Source organism: Nocardia anocheti, assembly GCF_029675105.1.
Taxonomy (GTDB): Bacteria; Actinomycetota; Actinomycetes; order Mycobacteriales; family Mycobacteriaceae; genus Nocardia.
Genome location: NZ_JAQQFV010000002.1, coordinates 368189 through 383672, shown reverse-complemented (window position 1 = coordinate 383672; position 15484 = coordinate 368189). Strand labels below are relative to the sequence as shown.

General features: G+C 69.3%; 13 protein-coding genes and 3 tRNA genes. 9 read left to right on the top strand and 7 right to left on the bottom strand.

Features of this window, described 5'->3' with window-relative positions; translation table 11 throughout:
* Positions 1-98 precede the first annotated feature (98 nt).
* On the bottom strand, positions 99-728 hold the full coding sequence (locus QC180_RS05585; RefSeq protein ID WP_278261505.1) for a TetR/AcrR family transcriptional regulator: 630 nt from the start codon (positions 726-728) through the stop codon (positions 99-101).
* Between the two features lie 82 nt (positions 729-810).
* On the opposite strand from QC180_RS05585, the gene QC180_RS05580 reads away from it, so the two are divergent.
* Positions 811-1854 (top strand): aldo/keto reductase, encoded by a 1044-nt coding sequence (locus tag QC180_RS05580; RefSeq protein WP_278261504.1) that lies wholly within the window; start codon positions 811-813, stop codon positions 1852-1854.
* 1 nt (position 1855) lies between these two features.
* Here QC180_RS05580 and QC180_RS05575 read toward each other — a convergent pair whose 3' ends face one another.
* The 4 genes from QC180_RS05575 to QC180_RS05560 form a co-directional block, all read right to left on the bottom strand.
* The gene (locus QC180_RS05575; protein WP_474646391.1) at positions 1856-6166 is read right to left on the bottom strand and encodes a molybdopterin-dependent oxidoreductase; all 4311 of its coding nucleotides are present in this window, start codon (positions 6164-6166) and stop codon (positions 1856-1858) included.
* 186 nt (positions 6167-6352) lie between these two features.
* Positions 6353-7066, bottom strand: a complete 714-nt coding sequence (locus tag QC180_RS05570; protein ID WP_278261502.1) for a demethylmenaquinone methyltransferase — start codon at positions 7064-7066, stop codon at positions 6353-6355.
* A 33-nt stretch (positions 7067-7099) separates the two neighbouring features.
* The gene (locus QC180_RS05565) at positions 7100-8245 is read right to left on the bottom strand and encodes a glycosyltransferase family 4 protein (RefSeq protein ID WP_278261501.1); all 1146 of its coding nucleotides are present in this window, start codon (positions 8243-8245) and stop codon (positions 7100-7102) included.
* Positions 8246-8317: 72 nt separating this feature from the next.
* Complete coding sequence (locus tag QC180_RS05560; RefSeq protein WP_278261500.1) at positions 8318-8755, bottom strand: DUF3592 domain-containing protein; 438 nt, start codon at positions 8753-8755, stop codon at positions 8318-8320.
* Positions 8756-8795: 40 nt separating this feature from the next.
* Between QC180_RS05560 and QC180_RS05555 the strand changes: the two genes are divergently transcribed.
* Positions 8796-9293, top strand: coding sequence for a DUF2505 domain-containing protein (locus QC180_RS05555; protein WP_278261499.1), 498 nt, complete (start codon positions 8796-8798; stop codon positions 9291-9293).
* Positions 9294-9329: 36 nt separating this feature from the next.
* Here QC180_RS05555 and QC180_RS05550 read toward each other — a convergent pair whose 3' ends face one another.
* Positions 9330-10595: a geranylgeranyl reductase family protein gene (locus QC180_RS05550; protein WP_278261498.1), complete on the bottom strand. Its 1266-nt coding sequence runs from the start codon at positions 10593-10595 to the stop codon at positions 9330-9332.
* A 145-nt stretch (positions 10596-10740) separates the two neighbouring features.
* Between QC180_RS05550 and QC180_RS05545 the strand changes: the two genes are divergently transcribed.
* Positions 10741-11763, top strand: coding sequence for a polyprenyl synthetase family protein (locus tag QC180_RS05545; RefSeq protein WP_278261497.1), 1023 nt, complete (start codon positions 10741-10743; stop codon positions 11761-11763).
* A gap of 36 nt (positions 11764-11799) precedes the next feature.
* Positions 11800-12663: a zinc metalloprotease HtpX gene (htpX, locus tag QC180_RS05540; RefSeq protein WP_278261496.1), complete on the top strand. Its 864-nt coding sequence runs from the start codon at positions 11800-11802 to the stop codon at positions 12661-12663.
* A 17-nt stretch (positions 12664-12680) separates the two neighbouring features.
* Here htpX and QC180_RS05535 read toward each other — a convergent pair whose 3' ends face one another.
* Positions 12681-13172, bottom strand: a complete 492-nt coding sequence (locus QC180_RS05535; protein WP_071930525.1) for a YajQ family cyclic di-GMP-binding protein — start codon at positions 13170-13172, stop codon at positions 12681-12683.
* Positions 13173-13350: 178 nt separating this feature from the next.
* On the opposite strand from QC180_RS05535, the gene QC180_RS05530 reads away from it, so the two are divergent.
* The 5 genes from QC180_RS05530 (at position 13351) to QC180_RS05510 (ending at position 15345) form a co-directional block, all read left to right on the top strand.
* A tRNA-Tyr gene (locus QC180_RS05530) sits at positions 13351-13433 on the top strand.
* Between the two features lie 303 nt (positions 13434-13736).
* Positions 13737-13809 (top strand) — tRNA-Thr (locus tag QC180_RS05525).
* A gap of 59 nt (positions 13810-13868) precedes the next feature.
* Positions 13869-13944, top strand: a tRNA-Met gene (locus QC180_RS05520).
* A 36-nt stretch (positions 13945-13980) separates the two neighbouring features.
* Positions 13981-14151: a 50S ribosomal protein L33 gene (gene rpmG / locus QC180_RS05515; RefSeq protein WP_019049401.1), complete on the top strand. Its 171-nt coding sequence runs from the start codon at positions 13981-13983 to the stop codon at positions 14149-14151.
* 126 nt (positions 14152-14277) lie between these two features.
* The gene (locus QC180_RS05510) at positions 14278-15345 is read left to right on the top strand and encodes a fused (3R)-hydroxyacyl-ACP dehydratase subunits HadA/HadB (RefSeq protein WP_278261894.1); all 1068 of its coding nucleotides are present in this window, start codon (positions 14278-14280) and stop codon (positions 15343-15345) included.
* Positions 15346-15484: the final 139 nt, after the last annotated feature.

Sequence of the window (15484 nt, the reverse complement as noted above, 5' to 3'; positions counted from 1 at the left end):
CAGAGCGGTACGGCGACCCGCCCGGTGGTGACGGTCGCGCACCACGGCACCCGCGTAGTCGGCCTGCGGGTGCCGTCGGCCCACGTGATCGCGCTGGTCTACGTATGCGCCCGGCTTTCGGCGACGAAGGTGCCCGCGGCGGCTGCGATGGTGGCCGCGCGGGCGGCGGCGTCGGCGGCGGCCTGGTCGATCGGGTCACCGCTGGCGAGTAATCGGTAGTACAGCGGCGCCGAGACCGCCGAGAGCACCGCGCGCGGATCGGTGCCCGGCGGTGCTTCACCACGCTCCACGGCGGCCTCCACGCAGGGCGCCCATTCGGCGAGTCGGGTGTCGTAGAAGGTGTGCAGGGCGGTGGCGGTGGTCTCGTCGCCGGTGGCGGCGGCGATGACAGCGCGGAACAGATTGCCCTGCCGGGGATCGGCCAGGGTGTCGGCGACCAGGCGGGCATTGGCGGTGAGGTCGTCGAGCAGGGCGCCGGTGTCGGCGCGCGGCAGCGACTGCTCGGCCATCTCGATCAGCAGATCGGCGACCAGGCCCGCCGGGGTGCGCCAGCGCCGGTAGACGGTGGTCTTGCCGACCCCGGCCGTCGCCGCCACCTCGGCGAGGTCCAGGGCGGGAAAACCGCGCTCGGCGAGCAGATCACCGGCGACCTCCAACACCGATTCGCGCACCCGGGCAGTGCGTCCACCTGGGCGAACCGAGCCGGGCCAGGCAATGTCGTGCGCCATAACGGAACTCCTGTTTCATTTAGCGGCGATCGGGTGTACTGTCGATCGTGTTAACGGAACTATAGACCCTTTAGGAGTTCTCATGGAATACCGTCGGCTCGGCGCATCCGGACTTCTCGTTCCCGCGCTCGGCTTCGGCGCCGGTACCTTCGGTGGCCGCGGCGCCCTGTTCAGCGCCTGGGGCGATACCGATGCGGCCCAGGCCCGGCGCCTGGTCGACATCAGCCTGGACGCGGGCGTCACCTTCTTCGACACCGCCGACGTCTACTCCGAGGGCGCCTCGGAGGAAGTGCTCGGCGCCGCGATCAAGGGCAGGCGCGACCAGGTCCTGCTGTCCACGAAGTCCGCGCTGCCCACCGGCCCGGGTCCGCACGAGGCCGGTGCGAGCCGGGCCCGGCTCCTCCGTGCCGTCGACGCCTCCCTGCGTCGCCTCGGCACCGACTACCTCGACCTGTTCCAACTGCACGCCTACGACGCGGGCACCCCGCTCGCCGAAACCCTTTCGGCACTGGACGATCTCGTGCGCGCGGGCAAGATCCGCTACCTGGGCGTCTCCAACTTCGCCGGGTGGGAACTCATGAAGACGTTGTCCACCGCCGAGGCGCTCGGCCTGGAAAAGCCGGTGGCGCACCAGGTCTACTACTCGCTCGTCGGCCGCGACTACGAATGGGAGCTACTGCCCCTGGGCGCGGACCAGGGGGTCGGCGCGGTCGTGTGGAGCCCGCTCGGCTGGGGCAGGCTCACCGGCAAAGTCCGGCGCGGACAACCCCTTCCAGCGGGCAGCCGACTGCACGAGACGGCGCAGGCCGGTCCGCCGGTCGACGACGAGCATCTCTACACGGTCGTCGACGTCCTGGACCGGATCTCCGCCGAGACCGGTCGCAGCGTCCCGCAGATCGCGCTGAACTGGCTGCTCACCCGCCCCACGGTCGCCACCGTCTTGATCGGCGCCCGCAACGAGGAGCAGTTACGGCAGAACCTCGACGCCGTCGGCTGGCAGCTCGACCCGCAGCACCTGGCCGCCCTCGATGCCGCGAGCGCCACCACCCCGCCCTACCCCTACTACCCGTACCACCGGCTCCCCGACTTCGCCCGGCTGAACCCGCCCGCCGTGCGGGCGGCCTGAGTCAGTAGACGTCGCGGACGTAGCGCTTCTCCGCGACGAGCTGCTTCTTGAAGGCCAGCGCTGCGGCTTCGTCGAGCTTGCCATGGATGCGGGCGATCCGCAGCAGGGTGTCGTCGACGTCCTTGGCCATGCGGGCGGCGTCCCCGCACACATAGAAGTGGCCGCCCTCGCGCAGCCAGGCCCACAGCTCGGCGCCGTGCTCGATCATGCGGTGCTGCACATAGATCCGCTCGCGCTGGTCGCGAGAGAAAGCGAGGTCGAGCCGGGTGAGGAAGCCCGAGCGGAACATGTCCTCCAGTTCGGCGCGGTAGTAGAAGTTCTGGGCGGCGTGCTGGTCGCCGAAGAACAGCCAGTTGCGGCCGGTCGCGCCGAGCGCCCTGCGCTCGTGCAGGAATCCACGGAAAGGAGCGATCCCGGTGCCGGGACCCACCATGATCATCGGCGCGGTCGGGTCCAGCGGCGGACGGAAGTGCGGCGCCCGCTGTAGGAAGATCGGTACCTCGGCCCCGGCTCGGTCTGCGAGGAAGGTCGAGCACACGCCGCCACGGCGGGCCGTCTCACCCACGGGATCGCCGTAGCGGACCACGCCGACGGTCAGCTGTACCTCGTCCGGGGTGGTCAGCGGGCTGGAGGAGATCGAATACTGGCGGGGCTGAAGCTTTTTCAGTGCGCCGAGCCAGTCGACGAGATCGGTGCGGACGGGGAAGTCGCGCAGCACGTCGACGGCCTGGCGGTCCCACAGGTAGCTGGCGAGTTCGTTGCGGTTGTCGCGGCGCAGCAGCTTGGCCAGCTGCGGGTGCGGGTTGCGTTCGGCGATGAAGCCGAGCAGATCCTGACTCACCTTGGTGATGTCGAAGTGCGTCCGCAGCGCCTGGGTGAGCGGCAGTTCCCGGCTGTCGAGTTCGACGGTCCGGTGTCCGTCCAGCCCGGTGGCCGCGAGCCACTCCTCGACCAGATCGGAGCAGTTGGCGGGCAGCACACCCAGCGAGTCGCCCACCTCGTATCCGGCCTCCAGATCGTGCAGGTCGAAACCGAAGCGCCGCACTTCCTTCGACGATCCGGGCGAGCTGAGGATCTCGTTGCGCATCAGCGTTGCCTGGACAGGGGACTGGCGGGTGAAGGGAGCCGCAGCGGGCCGCTGGGTGCGCGTGCCTGCCTGGGAACGATCGAGCACGGTCGCACCACCGCGCCCGGCGGGTATCCGACCTGCGCCCGAACGGACCGGACCGTTCGCGGAACCCGGTTCGCCCGGGTGGCTCGAACCCGCGTTCGCCAGGTCGTTCGCGGAACCGCGACCGGCAGAGTTGCCGGGGGTCAGGTGTCCCGGGTCGGCCGTCTCGCCGGAACCGGGTCCACCCTGCGGGTTCGGCTGTGGGGTACCGGTAGCGGGGTCGCCCGGCGCGGTCGGACCGAGGGCGACGATCACTTCGTCGAGCCACTGGTCGGCGGCGTCGGCGAAATCGGGTTCGCTGTCGACGCGGGGGAGCAGGCGGTGGGCGCCGCGGGCGGCGAAGAGCGTGTCCAGTGTGCGGCCGTGGCCGCAGAAATCGTCGTAGGAGGAGTCGCCCAGTGCGAAAACCGCGTAGCGGACGCCGGTCAGACGGAGGACGCTGGCGTCGAGCCGGGTCCAGAAGTCGGCGCCGTTGTCGGGCGGGCCGCCGTCGCCGAAGGTGCTGGTCACCACGAGGATGTCGCCGGTGAGGGCGGTCAGCTCGCAGGAGTCCATGTCGAGCAGGGCGGGGGTGAATCCGGCTTCGGCGAGCCGGGAAGCGACGGTGGCGGCCAGGTCCTCGGCATTGCCGGTCTGCGAAGCCCACAGGACTGTGAGCGGGGTGGGTGCCGTCGCGGCGGTGGGTTCGGGGGCCGTGCTGGTGGCGCGCGAGTACATCCCGGCGAGCAGGCCGTCGACCCAGAGCCGTGACGGTGTCGACAGGGGTGCGCTCGCGGGCAGCACCGGCTGACCGGTCACCGGCAGCGACTGGAGGGCGGCGAGGTAGCCGCCGAGGTAGAGGCGTTCGGTCTCGTTCAGGGTCGGCGCGGTGCCCGCGTCCAGGCCGAGAATTCCGGCCAGCGGGTGCGCGACCGGCGCGGCGGGTGCCTGCTCGGGTTCGGCGGCCGGACCCACCCGGCGCAGCGCCACCGCGCACGCCTTGAACTCCGGTTGCAGTGAGGCCGGGTCCACCGCGTCGTTGGTGACAGCGTTGATCGTCAGATATTCGCCCTGTTCGTCATTCCAATGGAAAGGAGCAAAACAATCACCGGGACGAACCCGATCACTGATCCGCACCGGCAGCACCGCGCGGCCCCGGCGGGAGGCGATCTCGAGCTGGTCACCGGCGCGCAGTTCCAGGCGCTGCGCGTCGGAGGGATGGATCTCGACGAACGGCTCACCCGTGAGCTTGGTGAGTTTGCCGACCTTGCCGGTCTTGGTCATCGTGTGCCACTGGTGTTGCAGGCGGCCGGTATTGAGCAGGAAGGGGTAGTCATCGTCGGGCAGTTCGGCGGCGGGCAGGTGCGGTCGCGCGAAGAACACCGCGCGTCGGCTCGGCGTCGCGAAGGCCAGCGCCGGGGTGGTGCCGTCGGCGTCCACGTGCAGCGGCTGGTGCGTGCCGTCGTTGCGGTAGCGAATCGGATTGCGCGGGGATCGGTCGTCACCGCACGGCCACTGCATCGGCCCTTCGCGCAGCCGCTCGTAGCTCATTCCGCTCAGGTCGTAACCGGTCGCGGGATTGGTGAACTGGCGCAGTTCGGCGAACACCTCGGCGCTGGAGGCGAACTCGAAGCCGGGGAAACCCATGGCCGTGGCGATCTGCGCGATCAGCAGCCAATCCGGGCGCGCGTCACCGACCGGATCCAGCGACTGCTGGAGCAAGGTGACGTTGCGTTCCGAATTCACCATCACCGCATCGCTTTCGGCCCACAGCGTGGCGGGCAGCAGCAGATCGGCGTAGGCGTTGGTGGCGGTCTCGGTGTAGGCGTCCTGCACCACGACCAGCTCGGCCGCCTCCAGCCCGGCGATCACCGTCTTGCGATTGGCCACGGTGGCGACGGGATTGGTGCAGATGATCCAGGCGGCCTTGATCTCGCCCTCGGCCAGGTCGCGGAACATCTCGATGGTGCCGGGGCCCGCCTCGGCGCGCAGCGTGCCCGCGGGCAGGTCCCACGCGGTTTCGACGAACGCGCGGTCCTCGGCGGAGAGCAGGCTGCGCTGACCGGGCAACCCGGGACCCATGTAGCCCATCTCGCGCCCGCCCATGGCATTGGGCTGGCCGGTGAGCGAGAACGGGCCGCTGCCGGGGCGGCAGATCGCGCCGGTGGCCAGGTGCAGGTTGATCAGGGCGTTGGTGTTCCAGGTGCCGTGGGTGGACTGGTTCAGCCCCATCGTCCACAGCGACATCCACTCGCCCGCCTCGGCGATCATGGTGGCGGCGGTGCGGATGTCGGCCTCGGCCAGTCCGGTGATCTCGGCGACGCGGGCGGGCGGGTAGTCGGCCAGGAACTCCGGCATCGCCTCCCAGCCCTCGGTGTGGGCGGCGATGAACGCGGTGTCGATCGCGCCGTCGGCGACGAGCAGGTGCAGCAGGCCGTTGAGCAGGGCCAGGTCGGTGCCGGGGGCGATCTGCAGGTACAGGTCGGCGCGGGCGGCGGTGTCGGTGCGGCGCGGGTCGACCACGATCAGCTTGGCGCCCGCCTTGAGCCGGTCGGCCATCCGCAGGTAGAGGATGGGGTGGCAGTCGGCCATATTGGCGCCGCTGACGAAGAACAGGTCGGCGTGCTCGAAGTCGTCGTAGGACCCGGGTGGCCCGTCGGCGCCGAGCGACTGCTTGTAGCCGGTGCCCGCGCTGGCCATGCACAGCCGCGAGTTGGCCTCGATGTGCTTGGTCCGCAGGTAGCCCTTGGCGAGCTTGGTCGCCAGGTACTGCGCTTCCAGCGACATCTGCCCGGAGACATAGAGGGCGATGGCGTCGGGTCCGTGTGCGTCGAGGACGGCCCGCAGCCGGGTCGCGGTCTCGTGTACCGCCTCGTCCACCGGGAGCGGCACGGGCACCTGATCGCGCTCGGGACGGTGGTAGGCGGTGTCCATCCGGCCGGGCGCGGCGGTCAGCTCGGCGTGGGTGGCGCCCTTGGTGCAGAGCCTGCCCGTGTTGGCCGGATGCAGCTTGTCGCCGCTGACCTTCGCGATCACCCGCGCGCCCGACTGGTCGGTCTTGGTCTCGACGGCGATTCCGCAGCCGACGCCGCAATACGAACACTGCGTACGCACAGTGTCCGCGCCGCGGATGTCAGCTTCCCCTGTCATGGCTTCGATCATCCGTACTCGTCGTTGCGCCGGATTTACCGAAAGTTATGTCCAGGTGACAATCGACCTCACAGGTCGAGATTTTCGCTGTGAGGTCGCTGCCGGAATATCGCCCCTGATCAGGGGATGTGCCGGGCGATCGCCACCGGGTCGGCGCGGGCGCGGGGTGATCGGTCTCACCCCGGCCCGGCGGGGGTTTCAGGCCAGTTTGTAGCCGCGGTGCAGGGCCACCACACCGCCGGTGAGGTCGCGCCACTGCACCGAGTCCCAGCCCGCGTCCGCGACGCGGCGGGCCAGCCTGCGCTGGTTGGGCCAGGCCCGGATGGACTCGGCCAGGTACACGTAGGCGTCCGGATTGGAGCTGACGGCCCTGGCCACCCGGGGCAGCGCCTTCATCAGGTACTCCATGTAGACGGTGCGGAACGGCCCGAACACGGGCGTGGAGAACTCGCACACCACCACCCGGCCGCCCGGCTTGGTCACCCGCAGCATCTCGCGCAGCGCCACATCGATATCGGCCACATTGCGCAGGCCGAAGGAGATGGTCACCGCGTCGAAGGAATTGTCGGCGAAGGGCAGCGCCATCGCGTCGCCCGCGACCATGGGCACCTGGCGGAAACGGCCCGCCGCGAGCATGCCCTGGGAGAAGTCGGTGGCCACACACCAGGCGCCGGACTTGCCCAGCTCCACCGTGGACACCCCGGTCCCGGCGGCCAGGTCGAGCACCCGCTCGCCCGGGCGCAGCGCCAGCGCGCGCCGGGTGGCCCACCGCCAGTACCGGTCCTGGCCCGCGGAGATGACCGTGTTGGTGAGGTCGTAGCGCTTCGCCACACCGTCGAACATCGACGCGACCTCGTGGGGTTGCTTGTCCAGCGAAGCCCGAATCGGTTCCCGCTGCTCTGTTGTCGCCACGAACCGAGCTTATCGGGCGCGCGCCGCGCGCTACTAGGCCGAGCGCGGCAGGCGTTCGCGCGATCCGGTCACATCCGCGTAGTGCCCGAGCAGTTCGGCGCAGATCGCGGGCCAGGTGCGGTGCAGCACGGATCTGCGCGCCGACGCCGAGAACCGGGCGCGCGTCTCGGCGGCCCGCAGCGCCGACACCGCGCTGGGCAGCAGCTCGGTGAACCGGTCGACCGGCAGCAGGTAGCCGGTGCGGCAGTGCGCGATCAGATCACGCGGTCCGCCCTGATCCGGCCCGATCACCGGCACCCCCGAGGACAGCGCCTCCTGCACGCCCTGGCAGAACGTCTCGTGCTCGCCCGGATGCACCATCACGTCCAGGCTCGCGTAGTGCCTGGCCAGCTCGCCGCCGCCGAGTTCACCGGTGAACACCGCGCCCGGCAGCAGCGCGCCCAGCTTCGCGCGTTCCGGCCCGGCGCCGACCACCACCAGCTGGATGGACGGGTCCTCGGCCAGCACCGCCAGCCGCTCGACGTGTTTCTCCGGCGCCAGCCTGCCGACGAAGCCGACGACCAGGCGATGATCGGCCTCGCCCAGCCAGCTCGCCCGCAACGGCGCACTGCGCGCGGCGGGCGTGAACCGGTCGATGTCCACCCCGCGACCCCAGCGGTGCACGCGGGGGATGCCGTGCTCGGCGAGATCGTGCGCGGCCGCCGAGGACGGTGCCAGCGTGCGGGTGGCGCCCTCGTGGATCCGGCGCGTCCACGCCCAGGCGGCCCGCGCCGCCAGACCCAGGCCGTAGCTCTTGGCGAACCCGGCCACATCGGTCTGATAGACCGCGATCGAGGGCAGATCCAGCCGGGTCGCGGCGGCCAGGCCACCCGCGCCGAGCAGGAACGGCGAGGCCAGGTGCACCACATCCGGGTCGAAGGCGGCGATGGCCGCGGTGATCCCCGGCTGCGGCAGACCCACCGGCAGCGAACTCACCTTGGGCACCATCATCGCGGGCACCCGGTGCACCGGGAAACGGCCGTGGAAACGCGGGGCGGGCGGCAGGCCGCGCAGGGTGTCGGGGGCCACGATCATCGCGTCGTGCCCGTGCTCGTCCAGGTGGTCCAGCACCCGCAGGACAGAGTTGACGACGCCGTTCATGTTCGGCAGAAACGACTCCGCCACGATGGCTACGCGCACCCTCCCAGCCTGACCGGCCCGGTACGCGACACCCCTACGCCGACGTGAAGACCCGGCGAACAGCGGAGGAAATCACGCCGTGCGCTTGCGCCGCACCAGCCACAGCGCGGGCAGTGCCAGCGCCCACACCACCACGATCACCGAGGCCGCCGGAATGATCGCCACCCGCGCGTCGCGCCCGGCCACCCGCACCAGATCGGGATCGCGGGTGCTGTATTCGACATTGATCCGCTGACCGGCGGTGAGGTTGGTCGGATACAGGATGCCGACCTTGGGGTTGTGGGTGACGCTGTCGGGTGTCACGTACATGACCGCCGAGCGCAGCCTGCCCGCCGAGAGCACCTCGCCGGAGGTGACGCCGCGATGGTTCTCGATCTCGTAGTCGTTGCGCCAGGCCGCCAGTACCAGCAGCACCATGAGCACGCTGATCACCGTCGCGGTGCCCAGCACCCCCGCGCGCACCCGTCGCAGGCGCACGTTCCGCCTATCCGACTGGCTGGTTTCCGACACCCGGCCACCCTAGTCGTCCGCTGCGCTAGCGTGTGCGGGCATGTCCCGAAAATTCAGCTTCACCGTGCCCTACACCGTCCCGGTCGAAGATCTCCACCGGGCACTCGTCGACGATGCGGTCTGGCAGCAACGATTCGCCGGAGCCGACACCGCGACGCTGGAACTCTCCCATCCCGACGGACCGGATTCCATCCGCATCCAGATGACCGAAACCCCCGGTCAGGACAAGGTTCCCGGCCTGGTCCGCAAGGTGCTCAAGAGCGACCTGGTGCTCGCGCGCACCGACCATTGGCAGCCGTTGCGGGGCGAGGTCGCCAAGGGCAGCTTCACCGGCCACACCGGCGGCATCAACACCGAGATGTCGGGCACCTACGAACTGCGCCCGACCGCCGAGGGCAGCGAGATCGAGGTCGTCGGCACCGTCACCGTGAAGGTTCCGCTGGTCGGCGGCGCCATCGAACCGCTGGCCGAACAGTTGCACCAGCGGGTCCTCAACAGCGAGCGGAAGTTCATCGAAAGCTGGTTCGCGAAGCTGTAGGACGCGGCAGCGGGTGCCGTCCGCCGGGCGGCACCGTCAGCTGAAGGGGGCGAGATCGTCGGCGCGCAGTGAGGCCCGGCCCGCGGCCCGCCACGCCTTCGCGGTGATATCCAGGTCCTCGTCGGTGACGAGATTGCCCATCACCCGGACGGCGGTGCGCTGCAAGTACTTCGAACGCATCACCGGCGGGCCGCCGAGCGGCACCATCCGCGGATGGGTGGCCAGTCCGGCCAGCCTGCGCGCCACCGAGAAGGTGCGCCCGTAGCGCTCGCGCAGCAGCTGCGGCCAGACCGCGCTCAGGTCGGGTTCGTCGAGCAGTCGCGAGAGCATGTGCCCGCCCTCGAGGCCGTAGTCGATGCCCTCGCCGTTGAGCGGGTTCACACAGCCCGCCGCGTCACCGACCAGCACCCAGTTCGGCCCGGCCACGCCGGAGACCGCGCCGCCCATCGGCAGCAGCGCCGAGGCCACCGCGCGCAATTCGCCCTCGAACTGCCATTCCTCGCGACGCAGCCGGGTGTAGTGCTCGAGCAGCGGCTTGAGCGCGATGTGCGAGGGCCTGGCCTCGGTCGCCAGCGAGCCGACGCCGATGTTCACCTCGCCGTTGCCGAGCGGGAAGATCCAGCCGTAACCGGGGATCAGCTCGTTGTCGGCGTTGCGCAGTTCCAGGTGCGAGGAGATCCACTGGTCGTCGCTGCGCGCGGACTTGATGTAGGCGCGCGCGGCGGTGCCGTAGGCGAAGCGGCGATGCCAGGTGCGGCCCAACTGCTTGCCGACGGGGGAGCGCACGCCGTCGGCGACCACCAGGATCTCGCATCGCACAGTGTGGGTGTCGTCACCGAGACGTACCCTCACCCCGGTGACCCGCTCGCCCTCGCGCAGCACCTCGACGACCTTCGCGCCGTCGACCATCCGAGCGCCCGACTTGATCGCGGTCTCGCGCAGTTTGTCGTCGAGTTCGGTTCGGGGGACGGCACTTCCGTAGGTTGGGAACGAGCCGCCCGGCCACGGCAGCAGCGCCTCGCGGCCGAAACCGGCCATCCGCAGACCGTGGTTCACCGTGTGCGCGCGCACCCATTCGCCCAGGCCCAGGTGCTCGAGCTCGGCGGTGGCGCGGGGCGTCAACCCGTCGCCGCAGGTCTTGTCGCGCGGGAAGACCGCCGCGTCGAGCAGCAGGACATCGCGACCGGCCCGGGCGGCCCAGGCCGCCGACGCCGAGCCCGCGGGACCCGCTCCGACCACCAGCACCTCGACGGCGGCGGGCAGGGGAGCGCGGTCGGCGGGGGTGAGATCCGGTGAACCCATGGCTCAATACTGGCACCCGCGGCGGCTGTGCGAGAGTGTCGGGTACACCGGGAATAGTCAGTGTGTGACGGTGTTCATCGGCGTGGGCCCCGGAACACGCTAGGTTGCTACCCGTCGGGGTCGGACGCATCACTGGGAGAAGAGAATGAGCACATCGGCTGTGAGCGACGAGAGCACCGTGGTTGCCGGGGTAGATCTCGTCGATCCCGAACTCGCGGCCACCGTGCGTGACGGGCTGGCCGCGGTCGAGAAGCTGCTCGTCGACGAACTCTCCGACGGCGAGGACTTCCTCCAGGAAGCGGCCCTGCATCTGGCCCGCGCCGGAGGCAAACGCTTCCGTCCACTGTTCACCCTGCTCACCGGTCAGCTCGGCCCCAACCCCACCGACCCGGCCCTGGTCACCGCGGGCACCGTGGTGGAACTGGTGCACCTGGCCACGCTCTATCACGACGACGTCATGGACGAGGCCCCGCAGCGGCGCGGCGCGGTGAGCGTCAACGCGCGCTGGGGCAATTCCATCGCCATCCTCTCCGGTGACTACCTGTTCGCCCACGCCTCCCGGCTGACCTCCACCCTCGGCCCCGACGCGGTGCGCATCATCGCCGAGACCTTCGCCGAACTGGTCACCGGCCAGATGCGGGAGACCATGGGCGCCAAGAAGTCCCAGGACCCGGTCGAGCACTACCTGCGCGTGGTGTGGGAGAAGACCGGCTCGCTCATCGCCGCCGCGGGCCGCTTCGGCGGCACCTTCTCCGGCGCCGGCGGCGAGCACGTCGAACGGCTGGCCCGCCTCGGTGACGCGGTCGGCACCGCCTTCCAGATCTCCGACGACATCATCGACATCTCGTCCTCGTCCGAGCAGTCCGGCAAGACCCCCGGCACCGACCTGCGCGAGGGCGTGCACACCCTGCCGGTGCTCTACGCGCTGCGCGAGTCCGGCGCCGACGGCGAGCGCCTGCGTACCCTGCTGGCGCGCCCGCTGGAAACCGACGCCGAGGTCGACGAGGCGCTCGAGCTGCTGCGCCGCTCACCCGGCATGGCGAAGGCCAAGGAGAAGCTGCGGTCCTACGCCGACCTGGCCGACGCCGAACTGGCCGCCCTGCCCGGTGGTCCGGCCAACGACGCGCTCACCCGCCTGGTCCGCTACACTATCGAGCGCGTCGGGTAGCTGGAACTTTCCCCGCGCGGCCCTCGTTGCACAACCATGCCCAATGGGATCAAGACGTTCGGGTTGATGGTCGGGATGTCGGCGTTGATCGTCGCCATCGGGGCGATGTTCCGCAGTCCGACGATCCTGATCATCTCGATCGTGCTGGCCGTCGGCATGAACGCCTACGCCTACTTCAACAGCGACAAGCTCGCGTTGAAGGCCATGCACGCGCAACCGGTCAGCGAGCTGGAGGCCCCGGTCATCTACCGGATCGTGCGCGAGCTCGCGACCGCGGCGCGCCAGCCCATGCCCCGGCTCTACATCAGCCCCACCAACGCGCCCAACGCCTTCGCCACCGGCCGCAACCCGCGCCACGCGGCGGTCTGCTGTACCAGCGGCATCCTGCAACTGCTCGATGAGCGGGAGTTGCGCGCGGTGCTCGGTCACGAGCTCTCGCATGTCTACAACCGCGACATCCTGATCTCGTCGGTGGCGGGCGCGATGGCCTCGGTGATCACCGGCCTGGCCAATATGGCGCTGTTCGCCGGGTCCTTCGGCGGCCGCGACGGGCAGGGACCGAACATCATCGGGGTGCTGCTGGTCTCGCTGCTCGGCCCGCTCGCCGCGGGCCTGATCAAGATGGCGGTGTCGCGGTCGCGCGAGTACCAGGCCGACCAGTCCGGTGCCGAACTCACCGGCGACCCGCTGGCCCTGGCCTCGGCGCTGCGCAAGATCGAACGCGGCGTTCAGGTGGCCCCACTCCCACCGGACCCCAAGCTCACCAGCGAATCGCACCTGATGATCGCCAACCCGTTCCGCGCGGGCGACCGCATCGCGCGCTGGTACTCCACGCACCCGCCGATGGAAGAACGCATCCGGCGCCTGGAGGAGATGGCTGGCGGCACCCACCGGCACTGAGCGCCGCCACCCGTGAACTACCTGTAGTTCACGAACTGCAGGGCGATGCCGAAGTCCTCGCCCTTGAGTAGCGAGATCACCGCCTGCAGGTCGTCGCGCTTCTTGCTGCTCACCCGCAGCTCCTCGCCCTGGATCTGCGCCTTCACGCCCTTGGGGCCCTCGTCGCGGATCTTCTTGCTGATCTTCTTGGCCTTCTCGGTGTCGATGCCCTGCACCAGCGTGCCGGTGATCTTGAACACCTTGCCCGAGGGCTGCGCCTCGCCCGCGTCGAACGCCTTGAGCGAGATGTCGCGTCGGATCAGCTTCTCCTTGAACACCTCGAGCGCGGCCTTGACCCGCTCCTCGGCATTGGCGGTCAGCACGATGGCCTCCTCGCCGGACCAGGCGATCGAGGCGTCGGTGCCCTTGAAGTCGTAGCGGGAGTTCAGCTCCTTCTCCGCCTGGTGCAGCGCATTGTCGACCTCCTGCCGATCGACCTTGCTCACCACGTCGAATGACGAATCAGCCACACTGCGCTCCTGTCCCTGAAGGTCCGGCAAACTCCGGGGGCCGGAGGTCTACCGGCCACCGAGACAGTTGTACCCGCCCGGGGGTCGCGCCACTGCTCGCAGGGGTGCTGTGCAGGCGGTTTGCATTGCGGGGGAGGGTTCGTTGTAAGCTTCTCAGCGCACCGGAGACGGCGCACAAGGCAGATTGCCCGAGCGGCCAATGGGAGCAGACTGTAAATCTGTCGGCGAGAGCCTACGTAGGTTCGAATCCTACATCTGCCACATCGAACCCCGTCGATCATCAGATCGGCGGGGTTCTTTGCTGTACCGCCTCTCTGCGGTTTCTGCGTGTCGTCCGGTAGCTCGGCGGTTCGTCGTCGGACTCGCGTCGTGTGCCGCTCGGCGGGGAGGTGGCTGCGGAGTTACCCATGTGCTCGCGTGATCAGTGGGTTGCCTGGGCCAAAAATCTGGCTTGAGCTGGCGATTTGGTGCTCTTGGTAGGTAGTGTGTAATCTTCTTCAGGACGCCGGAGCACGGGGTCGCGCTGATCGGCCCGCCGATACAGACTCTGTGCCACGTAGTCATGCCCCCTTAGCTCAGTCGGCAGAGCGTTTCCATGGTAAGGAAAAGGTCAACGGTTCGATTCCGTTAGGGGGCTCGCCGGATTGCCGGTGGTGACCGACTTTCCCGCCGGCATCACCGTAATAGGTCCGCCGTGGCGGTGTAGCTCAGTCGGTAGAGCAAACGACTCATAATCGTTGTGTCGCCGGTTCAAGTCCGGCCATCGCTACCAATAACGACTCAGCCCAGACCGGAAAGAAGGCATATCGTGGCCGCGAAGTCCACCGATGTCCGGCCAAAGATCACCTTGGCCTGCGAAGAGTGCAAGCACCGCAACTACATCACCAAGAAGAACCGGCGTAACGACCCGGATCGCCTCGAGCTGAAGAAGTTCTGCCCGAACTGCGGAACCCACCGGGCGCACCGCGAGTCGCGCTGATTCAGCACCTCAGATTTCCAAGCCGAAGGCCGGACGAGAGTCCGGCCTTCGGCTTTTTCGCGTTCCGTCCGGCCACCCCTTGGGCGAATGTCGAATTGACCGGTGAGTAAGGTCCCCCTTGTGACACTGAACACCGGAACTGACGAAGCGGTCTCCGCCGCACCCGCCGCACCGTTCGATCCCGCCGCGCACGCGGCGGCGATGGTCGGCCACCACTACCGCGTCGACGACTTCTACGAGGTCGGCCGCGAGAAGGTGCGCGAATACGCCCGCGCCGTGCAGGACTACCACCCGGTGCACTGGGAGGAGGACGCCGCGCGCGAACACGGCTACGACGGCCTGCTCGCCCCGCTCACCTTCATCTCCCTGGTCGGCATCCTGGCCCAGCGCAAGCTGTTCGAGCAGATCGTCACCGGCTACGACCTGAGCCAGATCATGCAGACCGACCAGATCCTGGAATTCCACCGCCCGATCCGCGTGGGTGACCAGCTGACCTGCGATGTGTACCTGCATTCGTTCCGGCAGGCCTTCGGCGGCGACATCATCGTGACGAAGAACATCGTCACCGCCCAGGACGACGAGCTGGTGCTCACCACCTACACCACGCTCATCGGTCGCAGCGGCGGTGACATCGATCCCAGGATGTCGGACGCGGTCCGTAATGTGCTCATGCACGGCCTGGGCGAGGACGAGCCCGCGCACCACGCCCCCGCCGACGTCCCGATCGCCCCCGACCCGGTCACCAAGGCCCCGGCCCCGACCGTCAGCACGCACGCCCTGTCCTTCGACAGCGTCGCCGCCGGGGACGAACTGCCTCCGCGCACGGTGCGCCTGACCCGTGGCGACCTGGTGAACTACGCCGGAGTCTCCGGCGACGCCAATCCGATCCACTGGAGCGACGAGATCGTCGAACTGGTCGGCCTGGACGACGTGGTCGCCCACGGGATGCTCACGATGGGCCTCGGCGGCGGTTTCGTCACCTCGTGGCTGGGCGACCCGGGCGCGGTCAAGGAGTACAACGTGCGCTTCACCAGTCCGGTCTATGTCGGCGCGGAGGCTCCGGCCGAGGTGGAATTCACCGGTAAGGTGAAATCGGTGGATCCGGAATCGCGCACCGCTGTCGTCGCCATCACGGCGAAGTCGGCGGGGAAGAAGATCTTCGGACGCGCCACGGCAACCGTTCAGCTGTCCTGACCTGGACACCTGCCCCGGATTGGCGAATACCGCACGCGGTACCGTACACTCGGAGCTCTGGGGTCACCGGCTGCTGCGCGCTGATCTTCCCGGGGAGCTGGCTCCCCTCGAAGGCGGCGCGCATGTTGTGTGACACCAG